The sequence below is a fragment of the Maribacter litopenaei genome (genome assembly GCF_025244665.1).
GTDB lineage: Bacteria > Bacteroidota > Bacteroidia > Flavobacteriales > Flavobacteriaceae > Maribacter > Maribacter litopenaei.
In genome coordinates, this window is the sequence record NZ_CP104205.1 from 1,940,234 (window position 1) to 1,958,505 (window position 18,272).

18 protein-coding genes and 2 pseudogenes are annotated in these 18,272 nt (G+C 40.4%); 12 read left to right on the top strand and 8 right to left on the bottom strand.

The annotated features are described in order from the left end of the window. Position 1: 1 nt before the first annotated feature. Positions 2-403, bottom strand: coding sequence for an acyl-CoA thioesterase (locus tag NYZ99_RS10455; protein WP_260571084.1), 402 nt, complete (start codon positions 401-403; stop codon positions 2-4). Between the two features lie 215 nt (positions 404-618). Then, positions 619-1,512 (bottom strand): annotated as a pseudogene (locus NYZ99_RS10460) (DUF72 domain-containing protein). A 137-nt stretch (positions 1,513-1,649) separates the two neighbouring features. Here NYZ99_RS10460 and NYZ99_RS10465 point away from each other — a divergent pair. Further along, on the top strand, positions 1,650-2,057 hold the full coding sequence (locus NYZ99_RS10465; RefSeq protein ID WP_260571085.1) for a glyoxalase: 408 nt from the start codon (positions 1,650-1,652) through the stop codon (positions 2,055-2,057). Positions 2,058-2,133: 76 nt separating this feature from the next. On the opposite strand, the gene NYZ99_RS10470 is transcribed toward NYZ99_RS10465, so the two are convergent. Next, the gene (locus NYZ99_RS10470; RefSeq protein ID WP_338038954.1) at positions 2,134-2,691 is read right to left on the bottom strand and encodes a DUF2461 domain-containing protein; all 558 of its coding nucleotides are present in this window, start codon (positions 2,689-2,691) and stop codon (positions 2,134-2,136) included. Positions 2,692-2,822: 131 nt separating this feature from the next. Between NYZ99_RS10470 and NYZ99_RS10475 the strand changes: the two genes are divergently transcribed. Together NYZ99_RS10475 and cysM are read left to right on the top strand one after the other, a co-directional pair. Then, positions 2,823-3,614 (top strand): serine O-acetyltransferase, encoded by a 792-nt coding sequence (locus tag NYZ99_RS10475; RefSeq protein WP_260571086.1) that lies wholly within the window; start codon positions 2,823-2,825, stop codon positions 3,612-3,614. Next, a pseudogene (gene cysM / locus NYZ99_RS10480) lies at positions 3,607-4,490 on the top strand (cysteine synthase CysM). The gene NYZ99_RS10475 and the pseudogene cysM overlap by 8 nt, the downstream one beginning before the upstream one ends. A 28-nt stretch (positions 4,491-4,518) precedes the next feature. On the opposite strand, the gene corA reads toward cysM, so the two are convergent. Then, positions 4,519-5,592, bottom strand: coding sequence for a magnesium/cobalt transporter CorA (gene corA / locus NYZ99_RS10485; protein WP_260571087.1), 1,074 nt, complete (start codon positions 5,590-5,592; stop codon positions 4,519-4,521). Between the two features lie 42 nt (positions 5,593-5,634). Continuing rightward, positions 5,635-6,321: a tRNA pseudouridine synthase A gene (locus NYZ99_RS10490; protein ID WP_338038955.1), complete on the bottom strand. Its 687-nt coding sequence runs from the start codon at positions 6,319-6,321 to the stop codon at positions 5,635-5,637. A gap of 187 nt (positions 6,322-6,508) precedes the next feature. Between NYZ99_RS10490 and NYZ99_RS10495 the strand changes: the two genes are divergently transcribed. Both NYZ99_RS10495 and NYZ99_RS10500 read left to right on the top strand, forming a co-directional pair. Then, a complete protein-coding gene (locus NYZ99_RS10495) occupies positions 6,509-6,946 on the top strand; it encodes a hypothetical protein (RefSeq protein WP_260571089.1) in 438 nt (145 codons plus the stop codon). A gap of 137 nt (positions 6,947-7,083) precedes the next feature. Further along, positions 7,084-7,572, top strand: coding sequence for a hypothetical protein (locus tag NYZ99_RS10500; RefSeq protein ID WP_260571091.1), 489 nt, complete (start codon positions 7,084-7,086; stop codon positions 7,570-7,572). 58 nt (positions 7,573-7,630) lie between these two features. Here the strand turns inward: NYZ99_RS10500 and NYZ99_RS10505 are convergent, their stop codons facing one another. The 3 genes from NYZ99_RS10505 to NYZ99_RS10515 form a co-directional block, all read right to left on the bottom strand. Beyond that, a complete protein-coding gene (locus NYZ99_RS10505) occupies positions 7,631-9,100 on the bottom strand; it encodes a MoxR family ATPase (RefSeq protein WP_260571093.1) in 1,470 nt (489 codons plus the stop codon). A gap of 153 nt (positions 9,101-9,253) precedes the next feature. Next, the gene (locus NYZ99_RS10510; RefSeq protein WP_260571095.1) at positions 9,254-10,426 is read right to left on the bottom strand and encodes a vWA domain-containing protein; all 1,173 of its coding nucleotides are present in this window, start codon (positions 10,424-10,426) and stop codon (positions 9,254-9,256) included. A 252-nt stretch (positions 10,427-10,678) separates the two neighbouring features. Continuing rightward, positions 10,679-10,816 (bottom strand): hypothetical protein, encoded by a 138-nt coding sequence (locus tag NYZ99_RS10515; RefSeq protein WP_260571096.1) that lies wholly within the window; start codon positions 10,814-10,816, stop codon positions 10,679-10,681. Positions 10,817-10,875: 59 nt separating this feature from the next. Between NYZ99_RS10515 and NYZ99_RS10520 the strand changes: the two genes are divergently transcribed. The 7 genes from NYZ99_RS10520 to NYZ99_RS10550 all read left to right on the top strand — a co-directional run bounded on the left by NYZ99_RS10520 (position 10,876) and on the right by NYZ99_RS10550 (position 18,262). Continuing rightward, positions 10,876-11,679, top strand: a complete 804-nt coding sequence (locus NYZ99_RS10520) for a DUF1853 family protein (protein ID WP_260571098.1) — start codon at positions 10,876-10,878, stop codon at positions 11,677-11,679. A gap of 223 nt (positions 11,680-11,902) precedes the next feature. Beyond that, positions 11,903-13,396 carry a DNA cytosine methyltransferase gene (locus NYZ99_RS10525; protein ID WP_276580543.1) on the top strand — a complete coding sequence of 498 codons (1,494 nt, stop codon included), beginning with the start codon at positions 11,903-11,905 and terminating at the stop codon, positions 13,394-13,396. Beyond that, positions 13,389-14,486: an HNH endonuclease gene (locus tag NYZ99_RS10530; protein ID WP_260571099.1), complete on the top strand. Its 1,098-nt coding sequence runs from the start codon at positions 13,389-13,391 to the stop codon at positions 14,484-14,486. The genes NYZ99_RS10525 and NYZ99_RS10530 overlap by 8 nt, the downstream gene beginning before the upstream one ends. A 163-nt stretch (positions 14,487-14,649) precedes the next feature. Beyond that, positions 14,650-15,006, top strand: a complete 357-nt coding sequence (locus NYZ99_RS10535; RefSeq protein WP_260571100.1) for a hypothetical protein — start codon at positions 14,650-14,652, stop codon at positions 15,004-15,006. 199 nt (positions 15,007-15,205) lie between these two features. Then, complete coding sequence (locus tag NYZ99_RS10540) at positions 15,206-15,781, top strand: DUF7010 family protein (RefSeq protein ID WP_260571101.1); 576 nt, start codon at positions 15,206-15,208, stop codon at positions 15,779-15,781. Positions 15,782-15,902: 121 nt separating this feature from the next. Next, on the top strand, positions 15,903-16,787 hold the full coding sequence (locus NYZ99_RS10545; RefSeq protein ID WP_260571102.1) for a pirin family protein: 885 nt from the start codon (positions 15,903-15,905) through the stop codon (positions 16,785-16,787). A gap of 116 nt (positions 16,788-16,903) precedes the next feature. Continuing rightward, the gene (locus NYZ99_RS10550) at positions 16,904-18,262 is read left to right on the top strand and encodes an ADP-ribosylglycohydrolase family protein (RefSeq protein ID WP_260571103.1); all 1,359 of its coding nucleotides are present in this window, start codon (positions 16,904-16,906) and stop codon (positions 18,260-18,262) included. The last annotated feature ends 10 nt before the right edge of the window (positions 18,263-18,272 follow it).

Here is an 18,272-nt window from a genome sequence, read left to right on the forward strand (position 1 = left end):
ATTAAGGTGTCTCCGCGGCAGCCAATCTGTCCTTTACAAATTCTACCTTGGTTTTACCATGTGGAACTGGTTTGCCATCGTCACCAAGGTTCACCATGATGATGTTGTCCACGGTCACAATAGTCTCGTGATTCATTTTATTTCGGACCTCACAATTCAAGGTAAGTGATGTTTTACCAAACTTCACTACCTGAACCCCAATCTCAACGATGTCGCCCTGTTTGGCGGCACTCATGAAATTGATTTCAGACATATATTTGGTGACTATCTTACTATTTTCCAACTGTATTATACTATATAGGGCGGCCTCTTCATCTATCCATGCCAATACTTTTCCACCAAATAAAGTTCCGTTGGAATTTAAGTCTTCCGGCTTCACTAATTTTCTAGTATGGAATCTCATATCGTATTGTTTTATGCGTCAAAATTAAAACGAAAAAACAAAGCCATGATTGCACTTAGACACATTTAACAGACCGAATTATGAAGTTGGAAAATGTGGGGCATCCACACGTTATAATTGACAAAAATCTAGGGTGGAATTTAGGATAATCCATATTTTTAAGGCAATTGCCTTAAACACTTTAACATTTTATAGAGAATTGGGAGATATCCCTATTAAAACAAGGATAGTTCATCCCCTAAAGTTGCCGGAATATGCAGGTCACAATCTAAAGAACTATTGACTTTTTTAATAAAATATGCCGATAATAAAGGGGACTCCAATTCCATATTCTGATGAACAAAAAAATGCACTTTCTTTAATCCTTTAGCTTTCCAATCGGCCAATCTTAGTACCCAATCGTCCAATCTAGAATAGTCGCTTTTATGGTTGGCCCCTACGTAACGTATAAAGGCCTCATTGTTTGTCAATCTCATATGCATGATATCCCTTCGGCCGCCGTATCCACAAGAACATTGGCAACATCATTTTCTCCCGAGAAGATAATATAGCTCCTGGGCCACTTTTTCATCGTTGAACCAATCCGTATGTCTAAATTCCAAGGCCAACCTAAACTCCTTGGGCCAGTTTTCCACAAATTTGACGACGCGGTCCCAATCCTTTGGGCTAAAATTATTATGCATTTGCAGGAAAATGGTACCAAGTTTGTCCTCTAAAAGAGACGTAACTTCAAGATAGGATTCCAACACTGGATATGCTTGATCATTCAATCGCCTTAAATGACTAACGTTCTGTACAATTTTTGGAAAAAAGGTAAAATCCTTAGGGGTCATTTCCTTCCATTTTAGGTACGTTTCCGAAGGAAAAATCCTGTAAAAAGTTGCGTTTAGTTCAATACAGTTGAATTGCCTCGAATAATAGGCAAGCTCATCCCTGGTACCCCTGGGGTAAAAATTCTTAAGGTCCTGCTTGTTCCATTTGGCACAACCTACTTTTATAGAAAAGGGATCGGAATCATCTAAATTTTTTAATAGGACTTGGGTTTGCACATGGTCCTTAGGCAATGTAAAATCAATCAGTTCAGGGTGCTCCGTTTTTCCGAATTTCATAGTTTTTAGTATTCCATAAAATTAAAGAATTAATTCAAGGTCATCGAGGAGTCATTGTTTATAACCCCGTTAAAAACTAATAATGCACCTCATAAAGACGCCATACATAATGGCTATCTTTATAAAAACCGCACAAAATGAACGACAGGTCCCAAAAGTTGCTTCAGATACGTCCCGAAATTCCTTCAGCCAAAATTCTTCCTAACATGAGCGATGACGAGCGTTTTCAAAACGAAACCTTGCGTCCTATTATAAAGCTTCAGAACGATTTATTGTTGGCTTCCTTTCAGAATTATATCGTGAAGGGCAAAAATTCATTTTATAGTTTAAGTCTCGAGAATCGACTTAATTACATTATGAATGCCATCCAGAAGGATATCAAATTCAGAAATTCCCTAAAAGGAATGGTCATAGGCCAATTTACGGTAGAGGAGTATACAGTATATATTAAAAACTCATCGGCCCTTAATAAAAGAATGATGAATATGGTCATTAAAAGATTGCAGGATCAACTTCAATACTTTGATCAAGAAGTATTAGTCTAGTAAAGATTCACCATTCAGGTTGGTCGTCAAAATGTTGCTCATTAGGTCGAAGTAAGGGCGAATGGCCATAAAGCTATCATTGATTGTCTCCGAGAAAGTTAGGTGATATAACCTCCTTATCCGAAAATCTTCTGATGAAGATATACTGTTTCTTGCGTATGAGATCTATATTGGGGTCTTCTTTATCAAAACCTTTGGGAGCTGTCTTTAACTCTTCCCCTTCCAAGCTTCCCCAAATTTTTTGAAAATCGTGGTTTTCCATAATGCGCCTAAAATCTATCGCATCCACCTCCCACTCCTTGCGTATTCGAAATAAATCTTCCTTTTCCGGATTCCAAAAGCCAGTAGCGATAAAACTACCCTCGGGTTGTATATGTACGTAATACCCTCCCCTTCTTTCTGCTCCCAATCGTGTAAAGGAGGCTGAGAAATTGAATTTATAAGGGGTTTTGTCCTTTGAAAATCGGATATCCCTATAAATCCTAAATACTTTCATCTTTTCGATTTTGTCATGTGTATTTAGTCTTTCCATAATACCTTGGAAAAACTTTTTAACTTCCGTTTGCTGGGTTTTGAACCGCTTCTTGTTTTCCTCAAACCATTCCCTGTTATTGTTCTTTTTTAAATCGTTCAAAAAATCCGAGTGTTTTTAGTAATTACGGCTTGTGACATACGACTACAGTATTGTGATTTTAAGCTAAAGTTAACCATTTGCAAGGAAGACCTTTTAAATTAATGGTTAATTTTGGTATATAAACCAAGCCAATGAGCCACCCATCCATTGTTGAGAAGATAAACCTTCACAAGAAGCAGCCCAATTTGCGTTTCCGTCTGAAGAAGGATACCGAAACCTTTACGGATTTGCTCTTTTATACACTATTCGACATAGAAACCCCAGTATCGGACAATCTGGAAAAACTGGAAGCACAGTTTGATAGTTTGGTCGATTTAGCCTGTTGGGAATGTCAGAAACCCTGCAAGAAAATTTGGGGCAATTATGTACAAAAGCTTCCTAGCATACTGGAAAAATTGAATCTCGATGCGGAAGCCACCGTAAATTGTGACCCGGCATCACTTTCCATAGAAGAAGTATATATGGCGTATCCTGGTTTCTATGCCATTGCCATTTATAGATTGGCACATGAACTATACAGCATTGGATTTCCTTTAGTACCAAGATTAATGACGGAATATGCCCATAGACAAACGGGCGTGGACATTAATCCGGGTGCCCGGATCGGCGATTCCTTTCATATTGACCATGGAACCGGTATTGTGATCGGGGAAACTGCTATCATAAAAAATCATGTAAAAATCTATCAAGGAGTTACCCTTGGAGGTCTATACGTGGCCAAGCATCTACAAAAGACCAAAAGGCATCCTACCATAGAAGATAATGTAACTATTTATGCCAATGCCACTATTACGGGGGGAGATACCGTAATCGGGGCAAATAGCGTCATTGGTGGTAATGCTTGGTTAACCGCATCGGTACCTGCTAATAGCACGGTGTACCATTCACCTGAAATTAAAATTAAAACACAGACAGATGTCTAAATCAATTATAGACCTAATTGGAAATACGCCATTGGTGGAATCCAGGGCATTGAACACAAACCCCAACGTAAAACTTTACTTTAAAATGGAGGGCCACAATCCGGGGGGAAGTGTTAAGGACAGGGCGGCGTATAATATGATAAAGAGTGGGCTCGAACGGGGCAGTTTAAAACCAACGGATAAACTTATTGAAGCTACCAGCGGAAATACCGGAATAGCCTTGGCCATGATTGCCGGGGTGTTCGGTTTGGATATTGAACTGGTAATGCCCGAAAACTCTACAAAGGAACGGGTACAAACTATGCGTGCCTATGGTGCCAAAGTAACCCTTACCCCATCTGATGTGGGCATTGAAGGCGCTCGTGACTATGCGGAAAACAAGGTTAAGGAAGAAGGGTTTGTAATGGTCAATCAGTTTGCCAATGACGATAACTGGAAAGCGCATTACAAAACCACTGGATCTGAGATTTGGAAGGATACTAATGGAGAAATCACCCACTTTGTGTCCGCCATGGGCACTACGGGAACCATCATGGGGACTTCCACGTACCTAAAAGAAAAAAATAAAGCAGTTCAAATTGTAGGGGTACAGCCTACTGACGATTCAAAAATTCCGGGAATTCGAAAATGGCCCGAGGAATATTTGCCCAAAATATTCGATGCATCCAAAGTAGATTCCGTAAAGGAGGTAAGTGAGTTAGAAGCCGTAGAAATGGCCAAGCGCTTGGCCAAGGAAGAAGGAATTTTTTCGGCATGAGTTCCGGAGGCGCAGCAACTGTAGCCCTACGATTGGCGAAACAATTGGATAGTGGCACTATTGTATCCATCGTATGTGATCGTGGGGATCGTTATTTATCCTCTGACCTGTTTGATTGAGCAAAAACTTTATAACCAGTCCTTTCGCTTAAAGTAAATCATCATCCCCACAAAAAGGATGATCATTACGGCCCGAGACGATATAATACCCATACTGGTAATGAAGTTCCGGCATATGTTCAAAATTCATACCATAGATACCGGCAATAAAGGTCAAGGGAATAAAGATGGATGCCATAATGGTCAATACCTTCATTACCTCGTTCATTTTATTGCTCATGTTGCTCATGTACATTTCCATGAGGCTCATACTCATTTCGCGATAAATTTGTAGGCTCTCATTAATTTCCAAGGAATGGTCAAGGGCATCGCGTAGGAATAATTTCGTGTCGTGCTTAATCAATGGGCTCTCAGAATCAATGAGCCTGCTAACCAATTCCTTTACCGGGAAAATCCAACGACGGATTTTAAGCACTTCCTTTTTAAGCTGTTGGATATGCTGGGCCACGATGGGCTTGGGGTCCGCATAGACCTCATCCTCCGTAATTTCGATTCGATGATTGACCTGTTCCAATACCAAAAAATAATTATCAATAATGGCATCCAACAAGGCAAAAAACAAATAGTCTGCCCCTCTGGTTCGGATGCGACCTGATTTGGCCTCTATTCTATTCCTGACACCTCCAAAAACATCCTCTTTCACCTCTTGAAAAACCAACACCATATTTTCCATGAGGACCATGGCCGTGTGCTCGGGAACGATTTCATCGTTTTCATTCAAATAAAGCATTTTGAATACCCCAAAGATATAACCATCATATTCGTCGATTTTCGGCCTTTGGTCTGTGTTTACCGCGTCTTCCAACAACAGATTGTTCAAGGAAAAACCGGCACCCAAATCTTCAATAAAATGCTCATCTGTAATACCAACCACGTTTACCCATGAAGTTTTCGTCTCCTTTCGATATTTAAGGATGTCCTCAACCCTATTATATTCTTTGGAGCTAACATTCTCGGCATCGTAGGTAGTTACATAAACAACACTATCACCCTTTTCCTTAGTTCCTAAATAGCTTACCGTTCCCGGGGCCGTTCCCACCTTGCCATGTACTCGGGATACTTTCTTTTTTCTTTTCGGTAATCCTATTTTTCTTTTTGCCATGAGTAAACTTTGATTAAAGATAGCTAAAAGCCCTTTTTCAATTCAATCGAATTTTACCTCGTTCAATATGAGTCCTGAGCCTGGTGCAACAGTGGTAAGGGTTATTCTTTTATCCGAATCTAGGGAATTCAGAATATCCTGCTTGCTCAATTCCCCTTTGCCCACCTGTATTAAGGCACCCATCATCATCCTGATTTGATAGCGCATAAAACCTTTACCACGAACCACCAATTTATAACTCACTTCCGGAAAAAATGATCCATTGATCAGGTCATTCTCCTGTATTTCGCAGAGATCTACGATCCTCGTTACCTGCGTATTGGGTTTTAAACGTGCCGTATAGGCCGAAAAATCAAAGGTTCCCGTAAAGCCAGTAGCGACCTCTTTCATCAAATCAATGTCCAAATACTCAATGACATTATAAAGGAAAGGCGCACAGAAAGGATGGTTTTTTTCCCCGAACGAAAATAGATACACATATTCCTTTGCCTTACTATCTTTTATAATATTAAAATCCTTTGTAGTGGTTTTTATTTCTGTCGCCCGAATATCCGGTGGTAGGTTCCTATTGAATAGAAGAAGGAATACATCCAAATCCTGTACGGGTTCATGGTCCAAGAACAATTCAAAAATACCGTCCAAGGAGGATACTTTGGCATCTGTTCGGCCGGAACTTAAAAGTTTAAAGCTTGCGTCCGGAAGTACATGTTTTATGGTTTTGGACAACATGCCCTCGACTGTTTTATGCCCGGGTTGCTTTTGCCATCCACTGTACCTAAATCCCGAGATATTGGATTCGGATAAGGTAGTAATAACGAGTTCTTTGCATTTCTAGGGTTTCAATCGAAAATAAGATTGTTCACTGATTGAGTTCAACTTTTTTGTAATTTAATCAAACTAATCAAAACCAATAATTATGACAACGGAAACTAAAGTGAAACCACCTGTGTGGTTTTGGATCGTAAGTATTTTGGCACTCCTATGGAACTTGGCTGGAGCGATGGCCTATATTGGACAGGCTTACATGTCCGATGAAGTATTGGCTGCCATGAGCGATGCGGAACGCAATTTGTACGAAACCCAGCCTGCTTGGGTCACTGCTGCCTTTGCTATTGCCGTTTGGGGTGGTACTTTGGCTTGTATTCTTTTATTAATACGGAAAAAATGGGCCAAAACTTTGTTCATTATTTCCTTGATCGGTGTTTTAGCGCAAATGACCTACAACTTCTTTTTGAGCAATACATTTGAGGTCTACGGTGCAAGTGCCATGGCAATGCCTATTATGATTGTAGTCGTATCCATAGCATTAATCTGGTTTTCTAACAAAGCTATTGCTAAGAATTGGTTGACCTAGAATAATGGAAAATAGCTATAAACGGCAATAATCTTCCTTTAATAAGAAGATTGTGCCATTCGTCGAATATTTAGAATAAAAGAAAGTCGTTACCGTTTTAAAAGGAATTACCATTATCTATAACCGAAAAACCAAACATGCTCAAGTCTATTAAAGGAATTTTTACATGGAAGCGTACGCTTCTTTTATCCTTGGTCAGTATAGTCGTTCTTAATATATTCAGCTTTTACGGGCTATATACCAATAAGTTCTATTTTTTCAAGGTGGATAATTATATTTTCCCCATCCTTTCTTTGGTACATTTGGTCTTTTTATATGTGATGTGGTTCAAAATAAAAGAAAGGGAACTAAGCGACCCGCCCATGCGCAATTTGGAGTATGGCCTTTATATAGTGAGCTTGGTATACCTCTTTAAAATTTTTGAAACCTTGTTTACCCTATCATCCTATGGGGATTATGAAAATCATTTGATTCCTGGAACCTTTCTGCCGATAGGAATTCTAATGTTTATACTGTACACCCTATTATTCGGATTGACATTTCTAACCTTTAGTTATAGAAAGCAACTAGTGGGAACCTATGTATTTGACGATATGAACCAACATGTGGATAACTGGAACTCATAGACGATAACCATCACCGACCCAACTAAAAATCCCTTCCAAAATTGGAAGGAATTTTTTTTTATATATCCTTTAAAAAGCTACTGTAAAGATCTTTGAATTGATACCCTTCGGAAAAGCGCTGCTTGTTCAATTTCTTGTAGGACACCAAGCCCCATAGCAACAGCTCCTTTAAAAAGTAAATATCCTCTTTGGTATATTCCGGTTGATAGGTTTTTACCAAATCGTTCAAGGCCGGGATACCATCTAAAGCCCGTTTGTATTCCTCATCCGTAAAGTCGTCCAACAATTCAAAGCCCTCTCCCTGAAAAAACCAATGCAGCAAGTCATCATATGGAGTTTCCTCATCCTTGCGCTGTAACTTGTTAATTTTGGGGAAATACTCCGGGAACAATGATTTTACCGCTTCATCTATTAAGATTTCTGCCACCACATCGGCCCCTTCCTGTTCTCCTTCATATACCAATTCAATTTTTCCGGTAATGGCGGGAACGACACCCAGGAAATCGCTCAAACGAACCGAAGTAGTATCCGCACCTGTCAACAGGGCCCTACGTTCCGCGGTACTCAATAGGTTTTCAAATGCGGTGATACTGGTTCGGGCACTCACCCCGCTTTTGGCATCCACGTATTCACTGTTCCGGGCCTCAAAACTTATCTGTTCCAATAAATCCTTTGCCAAATCCGGAACATAGACGGCATCTGTTTGCCGTTCGTCCAAATGGGCCTCTTGGGCGGTAATTTTACGGGCCGTTTCAATATCATCCGGATAGTGGGTCAGAATTTGGGAGCCAATACGGTCCTTCAATGGGGTCACGATACTTCCTCGATTGGTATAATCTTCCGGGTTGGCCGTAAATACAAATTGAATGTCCAAAGGCAATCTTAATTTAAAGCCCCTGATCTGTATATCTCCTTCCTCCAAAATATTGAACAAGGAAACTTGGATGCGTGCCTGTAGATCGGGCAGTTCGTTAATGACGAAAATACAGCGGTTGGCCCTGGGAATCATTCCAAAATGGATGACACGGTCATCCGCATAGGACAATTTTAGGTTTGCGGCCTTTATGGGGTCTACATCCCCAATCAAATCGGCAACGGTTACATCCGGGGTGGCCAGTTTTTCATAAAATCGTTCACTTTTGGGTAACCAACCTATTGGGGTATCATCCCCTTTTTCTTCAATCAGTTCTTCCGCATAGCGGGACATAGGCGCCAACGGGTCATCGTTGATTTCGGAACCTTCCACCACAGGGATATAGTCGTCCAACAGATTTACCATGAGTCGGGCCAAACGTGTTTTTGCCTGACCTCGCAATCCTAATAAATTGATATTGTGACGGGACAGTATCGCCCTTTCCAATTCGGGAATTACGGAATCCTCATAACCCCAAACCCCGGTAAAGGTCTCACCACCTGTTTTAATACGTTCGCGTAAGTTGTCCCTGAGTTCGTCCTTAATGCTTTTTGATTGGTAACCGGCCTTTTTTAAGGCACCCAATGTTTTAATTTCTTTATAATTCAAGCTCATATATTTTTGTTCGCCATTCGTTATTGGTTTTTAGCTTTTGATCTTTAGTTAATAGCTGTAAGTTTTAAGTTAATAGTTTTATGCTCTTTGCAATACACAAGGAGTCTTTAATTTATCATTTCCAACTTTTAACTATTAACTAATAACTTTATACTACCTCAACCGTTTCCTTCGGTTCGACTCATAATCCTCAAAAATCATTTCCCCCAATCCCTTCAATCCTGTAAAGAAAGCCTTTCCCTTATTTGCCTCGGTAAAATGGCGGATAAACTGCATTAAATAGGGGTCTTGGGCAATCATAAAGGTAGTGATAGGGATGTGGAGTTTGCGGGCCTGCCGGGCCATATTGTAGCATTTCTCCACAATATAATCGTCCAGCCCCACACTATTTTTATAATAAGTACCATCCGGCATACGCAGGCAACTGGGCTTCCCGTCGGTAATCATAAAAATCTGTTTGTTCGTATTTCGTTTGCGGCGCAACATATCCATTGCCAACTGTAATCCTGCCACGGTATTGGTATGATAAGGCCCGACTTTCAAATAGGGTAAATCCTTGATAGGAATTGGCCAAGCATCGTTCCCAAAGACCAAAATATCCAAGGTATCCTTGGGATACCGAGTGGTAATCAGCTCCGACAGGGCCATGGCCACCTTTTTGGCCGGGGTGATACGGTCCTCGCCATACAAGATCATACTATGGCTAATGTCGATCATCAATATCGTACTCATCCGGGCCTTGTATTGGGTATCCTCTACCACTAGGTCTTCTTCGCTCAGGTTAAAACTGCCAATACCATGGTTCACTTGGGCATTTTTAAGGCTCTCCGTCATAGAAATATGCTCCAGTCCGTCCCCATAGCGGTATTCCCTAAAATCACCTGTATGTTCGTCGCCCTGACCGGACTTCCCCGTTTTATGGTTACCGGCACCTTGTCGCTTCAGCTTTCCAAAAATTTGGTCCAAGGCACGCTGACGGATGATACGCTCCATTTTGGCCGTAATGGAAATCTTTCCCCTGCCATCTCCATCACCTTCCTCGCCGTCCTCGCCCATTTCGCCATTCTCCGCATCGGAGTCTATGTCGAATTCCTCGCGGATGTAGCCTTTGGCCTTGAGGTCTTCGATAAAATCCTCTATGGTATAGTTCTCGTCCGTAAGCTCATATTCCTTGTCCAGCTCCCGGAGCCAGTCGATGGCCTCGTCAAAATCGCCCGAAGTATGGGTAATGAGTTCCTGGAAAATATCAAAAAGTTTCTCGAAAGGGGATTGTTCCGGAGCCTCGTAGGGCACAAAACGGAATCCTTTTCTTGTATTCATAGCCATACCCTAAAATTAACATATTTGAATGTGATGTGAATGCTTTTTAGGAAATGTTAACGTTGATTGCCATTGGCTGTTAGCTTTTGGGGTTTGAGAATTAACTATGCGGTCATTGAGAAGCTTGCCCTGAGCGACCTGTACTGAGCGTAGTCGAAGTAAGCCGATGGGGAGTCGAAATGACATTTCATGTTGTTGATGTGACTTCGACTCTAGTTTACCTCGAGCGAAGTCGAAAGGCTCAGCCACCTTTTTAGGTTATTGAGAAGCTTGTCCTGAGCGGCCTGTACTGAGCGTAGTCGAAGTAAGCCGATGGGGAGTCGAAATGACCTCTTCGAATATTCTAAATGTGGCTTCGACTCCGCTCAGCCACCATAACTTGGATATACTACTCATCCACCATAATTTTTACTGATAAAACTTTTAACTTTGAACTATAAACTTAGAACTCAAAAGTGTCCACCCACGTAGACCGACAAATACAAGGATTTCTAGAAACTCCGCCCCTGTGGACGAAGACCCAATTTGGAATTGAACAGTTTACATTTCCAAAGGTGGACTTGCAAGCCCTTACCCCCACTCCCATTCCCCAAAAGATTCGGTTAGGGCATCAAATGGAGCATGTCTGTAAACAGTTGTTGGACGCTTCCCCAGCCTATGAGGTCTTGTTGTACAACGAGCCGGTACGGCAGGGGAAGCAGACATTGGGAGAAATCGATTATATCCTACGGGAAACGGCTACCGACCAAATCATTCATTTGGAGCTGACCTATAAGTTCTACATCATTGATCCGCAAATTTCTGAACCTATCCACCAATTAATGGGCCCAAACCGGCGGGATATGTTCTTTACCAAAATGGAAAAGATCAAGAACGAACAGTTTGGATTGTTGCATGATCCTGCCGGACAAAAAACACTCGCCGAAAAAGGCGTCCCCACCCAAAACATACAGCACCAAACCTGTTACAAGGCCCAATTGTTCGAACCCTATCAAAGCGACCCTATCAACCTACGCCCTTTGAATCCTCAATGTATTGTAGGCTATTGGCTGCGGTTGGAAGATTTACGGGCGACTGACTTCCAAGCCTATGAATTTTATATCCCCTACAAGACGGAATGGGTAGTACCGCCCCACGAAGACGTGGCCTGGATGTCCTATTACGAAACCCTTTTGGAAGTAAACATGCGCCTACTGAAACAAAACGCCCCCATGCTTTGGATTAAAAAAGGACCGCTACCTTTGAAAAGTGTTTTGTAGTGTGGTGGTAGGGGTTTTCTGATTTTATTGTTGATAACTCCTAATAAGCCAGCGGTTTACTATGTTTTTGAATGGTTGGAAAGAAGTATCTTGTTCTTTCTAAAAAAGAAATATGTGTAATTATACACATATACAATTGTTGGGCACAATGTAAAAAACAGACCGAAAATAGGATATTCCATATTTTTGGACGATTTTTGTCCTAAATAATTTGTCGAAAAATATGGTCACTACTTTTGGAGAATATATAAAACAACGCAGAACTGAATTAGGCTTCCCTTTAAGAAAGGTAGCTTCTCATTTAGATATTGATACTTCTACTTACGGAAAAATAGAACGAGAAGAAAGAACATTGGCGACTGAATTGATGCCAAATCTTGCGGAAATTCTCGAAACTGAATATAAAGAATTACTAAACCACTACTACTCTACTAAAGTAATCCAAGAACTAAAAGACTATCCCAATTATAAAGATGTTCTAAACATTGTCAATGAACAATTAGAACTATACATTTCAAATCAAATCAGACTTTCATTTCAAAAAAAATGGACTGAAAAAGAATTTGAAAACCCAAGCAGAACAACCCGAATCGCTACGCTTTTTTCAGGAATTGGTGCAATTGAATATGCTTTCAAAAGATTAAATCTTAATACCGAAATAATTTTTGCAAGCGACATTGACAAATTTGCAAAGGAAAGTTATTTCGCAAATTATGACATTGACGAATCCCGTTGGTACAATGATGTTAAAGATGTCAATGGTAAAAAATACAAAGGGCAAATTGACATTTTGGTAGGTGGAAGTCCTTGTCAATCATTCTCAATGGTTGGAAAAAGAAAAGGGTTTAAAGACACAAGAGGAACTTTGTTTTATGAGTTTGCAAGAATTGTAAAAGAAAGCCAACCTAAAGTTTTCATTTTTGAAAACGTAAAAGGACTTATCAATCACGACAAAGGGAATACTTTTGAGACAATTAAGGCAACCTTTGACGAACTTGGATATAAATATTATTACCAAGTTTTAAACGCAAAAGATTACGGAATGCCACAACACCGAGAACGCATTTTTGTAATCGGTTTCAAGGACAAATCCATTGATTTTGAATTTCCCGAACCAATAGATTTGGAATACAAAATGCAGGATTTTTTAGAGGATTACACAGATAGTAAATATTATCTAAAGGAAAAAGGGGTAAAGTTTGTAACAAGTTCAAAAAATAGACAAAAACGTTACACCCAAATAAATGGTGACATTGCACTTTGCCAAAAGGCGAACCAACAATTCAATTGGCACGGAGATTTTGTTTTCGAGAACCAAAACGAACAGGAATTTGACGAATTTATTTTTGACGTAAATAAAGTTGAGGAAAAGTATTACTTATCGGACAAGGTTAGAGATTACGTCCTTTCAAGTGGAACTAAAAACTTTAAAACAACTATTAAAACCGACCTTGAAGTTGCTCGGCCTCTTTTACAATCAATGCACAAAATGCACCGAGCTGGAGTGGACAACTATGTAACCCACAACAAAGGAAGAATTAGAAAACTCACACCCAAAGAGTGCTTACGTTTAATGGGCTTTCGTGATGATTTCAAACAAATTGTTAGCGATACACAAATGTATCGTCAAGCAGGAAACAGTATTGTAGTTGATGTATTGATTGCAATTCTTAAACAAATGGATATAACAAAATTCGCAGAACCAACTAATGAATAATTTTCAAAAAATAAAAATTGAGGGTAAAGAATATTACATAATTGACTCAATACAAAATCTTCGAGCCGAAGACAGTTTTATTTACCGTAAGAACAAACTAACAATGTTCAAAGGCAATGGCGAATCACGAAAATATGTTGGAAGCTATACAGGTACAAGTGGAGATAGATTGAGCGATTTTTTTGAATACGATAAATGGGGACAAGGAAAAGAAAACGGAGAACGAGTTTATACACCAATTCAAAATAAATGCTTCTTCAGTAAAACAAACTTGCTGAAATATATGTATGATGCAAGAATTGAATATCAAAGGCAAGAACAAGTTTACAAATTCGATATTTCCGAATTTTACAACAAACGTGTCGAAACCGTAAACAACCTTGAAACCGAAAAGATATTTTTCTCAATTTATGATGTTTCCGATTTTGTTGACAACAAATTGAGCAGAGGTTATATACGTTCAGATAATAAAATATGGGATATTTGGAGAAAACTGGTTTTACCCAAAATCAGTTACTTATCAATTCTGAAACTATTACCGATTGACAGTCAAGAGCAAAATTTAGAGCCACTATATTATTTTAGAATATTGCTCGATTATCAATTTAGGTCAATCGTTCACCCAAAACTTACAACTTCAACAAGCGAAATTGTAGTAGAAGAAAAACAAAAAAGAGTAACTAAAAAATCACCTTCAAGAGAAGGACAACAACAATATAGAAAGAAAGTAATTGAACATATGCCTCAATGTCCTTTTACAAAAATATCTGATGACAGATTGCTAATTGCAAGTCATATTAAACCTTATAAATCTTGTATAAATGAAGATAAAGTTCACGAAGCAATTGACCATTTAAACGGATTGGCACTTTCGCCAACTTACGACAGACTTTTTGACCAAGGGTACATAACTTTTACGGATAAAGGAGAATTGATTTGCGGAACACAACTAACTGCATACACTTGGGATAGGTTGAACATTAACCCAAATGCAAAAAATGTAATGAGAATTTATCCTGAGCAAAGAGAAAACTATTTGGAATATCATAGACAAAATGTATTCCAAGACGACATAAACGATTTGATATAAAAAACACTGTGCCCAACATTGGCTATAAACAATTGGGGCGAAAGTGCTAAAATGAAAGTGTAAACATAAAATAAAGGTCGGTGCCAAACCGAAAAGTTAGGGCATTAAATCCCCAACTGTTCATAGCCGAGACCGCTCAAAAACTATATAAAACACGAAAACCATGAAAAAAACCATTCTAATTATCTGTCTACTCTCCTTGACCTATTTTGAAGCAACGGCCCGGACAGAATTCGTTTTGGAACCTTCCCAAAGTATGATCATGACGGGGAAAGGTGTTGGGCAGGATGCCACTATAAATCCATACTATGGACAGGATAGTTATGGTATCGTCAAAAATATAGGGGAACGGCCCTTTTCCATTAGGGTACAACAAGCTGGAACCATCATTGAAGAAATACCCATTCAAAAGGGCGAAACCAAAAAAGTGAAACTTCTAAAAGGCTATGAATTGTATTTGAATCCTAACCCCAATGGTGTTGCAAAAGCCAGTGTCGATTATGAAAAGATAATCGAGTAATAAAGTAATCTATAATTGCTACGCAATTAATTTCAGTGGAACTTACATAGCTATCCAAAAGTTTTAATATCTCCCCTGCCCCATCTTTATTATTTACTTTTCCCACACCCCATCCCTAAAATCCAACACTTGGGTCAATCAAAAATGGAATTCCTTTTCGTGACATCTATTTTTACTTCGTAATCAATTCAGAAAACCTATGAACTCCCTAGACTTAAAAAAGCTAAAATTGGAATTGGCAATCAATGCCAAAAGCGGTATTGATTTTATCCTATCGGCGGCTATTATTTGGAGCATTATTGCCTTTGTATGGACCTTGCGCCAAGAACCCTTTACCAAGAGTATTTGGACATTTTATGTAGGTATGATTATGTTACCTTTGGCCTTTCTATTTTCCAAACTCCTCAAAACTAACTGGACCACCAAAACAAACCCCTTACAACCTTTGGGGATGTGGCTTAATGTTGCCCAGCTCTTTTATTTTCCATTTCTGTTCTTTGTGCTAAGGGACAATCCGGATTATTTTGTGATGACCTATGTTATCATCACAGGGGCCCACTTTTTTCCCTATGCGTGGTTCTATGATGAAATTGGCTATGCCATTGCGGCCGGGGTCATCTCCGTGGGCGCCCTCTTGATTGCGATCAATGTACCTACGAATCAGATGTACTTCGTACCACTTTTTATGGTAGGTTGTTTATTGGTATTGGCCATCCGGTTATTGGTATCGAACAAACGTGAGAGACGACAACCTAACAATTTGCCGATACTCTAGGGAGGGATTTTAAATGATGCTTTTAAGAAAATTATAGTACCCGACCGGTTTGTTTTTTGGTATATTTCAGGGAAACAAAAAAGAAGTGTGACAGCATCATCTTACTAATTTCTCATACCCCATGACAAACAATCAGATTCTCGTAGATGAAAAACCGGCGGATATCGGTCAGTTTACCGTAGGGCGCCTCCTCCCCATTCGAAAAAAACGGCAGGTAGGCCCCTTTACTTTTATTGATCATATGGGTCCTACAACCTTGGGTAATGGTATCTATATGGATGTGGATCAGCATCCGCATACAGGCCTGAGCACCCTTACTTATTTATTTGAGGGCGAGATAGCCCATAAGGATAGTACCGGGGCCGATCAGCTCATTACTCCGGGGGATGTTGGGTTTATGACCTCCGGAAAGGCCGTGACCCATACGGAACGCACCCCGAAACATTTGCGAACAGAATCCGAATTTACCATGCATGGCTATCAAGTTTGGGTGGCCATACCCAAGGAGCTGGAAGATATGGAACCCAATTTTCAATTCATCCCAAAGGAGGATGTTCCCACTTGGGAGGAAGGCGACACCAAATACACCTTGGTGGCCGGCGAAGGATACGGTCGAAAATCGCCCTTAAAAGTCTATTCACCTTTGTTCATGCTTAAAATCGAAAGTCCGGAGGAAAAAACGATTAAAATCAATGGAGAATTGGAAGGCGAAATTGCCATCGTGGTGGTCACGGGGAGTGTCTATGAAAATGATACCGAAATCAAAGCGGGACAAATGCTAATTTCCAAAACGGAGGACCATTGTGATATTCATGTAACGAAGAACACCCAATTGTTGCTGTTCGGGGGGAAACCGTTGGGACAGGAACATTATCTCATATGGAACTTTGTGTCTTCGGATCGGGAAAAACTAAAACGGCAAAAACAGGATTGGATTGACAAAAAATTCCCAAAGGTACCGGGTGATGATACCTATATTCCCTTTCCTGAAATGCGGTTGAAGTGAGGCAGAGTCCTAACACTTTTGGATATGCACTGTCATTTCGAACTGACTAATAGGAATGTGAGAAATCCAAAAAATCAAAAGTTGCCCATTCGAGCGCTATCGCCTATTTTTAATAAATGACCAAAACGCTGTTGAAAAACTTCTCCATGAAAAACAGGGCATTTTGTTATTCCGTACTTGCCTTATCGCTTTTGGCATGTAAAAACGACCCAAAGGAAAAGCCGTCTTCAGAAGAAGTGGAATCCATTACCATTTCAAGGGACACCTACAAAGACCAACTCTATGGTTTTTGGTTGGGCCAATGCATTGCCAATTGGACAGGCTTGGTCACCGAAATGGATAAGATTGGAAACATCGGCGACATTAAAACCGGGGATTTCTATACCCGGGCCGATTGGGGCCAGCAGGATCAACCCAGTATTTGGGCAGAAGGTATTCCCAGCGACCTCTCACCTACCATCGATTTTGTCTTTAGGGACACAACGGAGGTTTGGGGCGCCGACGACGATACGGACATAGAATACATGTACCAGCATCTCTTGGATGTGAACAATACCAGTCTATTGAGTCCAGAACAGATTCGTGACGGTTGGTTAAAACACATACGCACTGAGGAGGAAAACTACCTATGGGTTTCCAATCAAAAGGCCTTTGACCTTATGAAAGAAGGTGTTTTACCCCCTGAAACAGGCAGTCCTGAACGGAACGAACACTTTGAGATGATCGATGCACAACTCACAACGGAAATATTCGGGCTATTCGCCCCTGCACGACCCGATGTGGCCCGTAAGTTGGCCGAGCTGCCCATTCAAACCGTGGCCAGCGAGGAAGCGGAAGATATTTCACAATTTTATGTCACCATGTATTCCTTGGCCGCTGTTCCCTCAAAGAAACCAATATCCGAACGTATCAAAGGAATGGCCCAGGAAGCAAGAAAGACCTTGCCTAATACGGAATACTCCGCAAAAATGTACGATTACGTTCAGTCACTCTACGAATCCGGCATTCCCTGGGAGCAGACACGGGACTCCATCTATCAAAGATATCAAGTGAATCAAATGGACGGGTACGATATCACTTCACAAAATTTGTATTGCAACGGATGTTTTGCTGCGGGCATCAATTTTGCCGCCAGCTTGGTCAGCCTTTTTTATGGCGAGGGCGATTTAAAGGAAACCATCCAAATAGGGGTACTCACGGGTTGGGATTCAGACAATCCTACGGCCACTTGGGGTGGTATGCTCGGTTTTATGCTAGGCAAACAGGGAGTTGAAAATGCATTTGGACGGAAATTTTCCAATAGGTTCCACATCCATAGAACCCGTCAAAATTTCCCCAATGATGGGATGGATACTTTTGAGGAAATGGCCGAAAAAGGAATTCGTATCACGGAAAAGGTCATACAAGTGGAGATGGGTGGCACCATCGATGCTGAAAACAACACATGGATTATTCCTAAATCAACTCAGTTGTAAACTTTTAAAG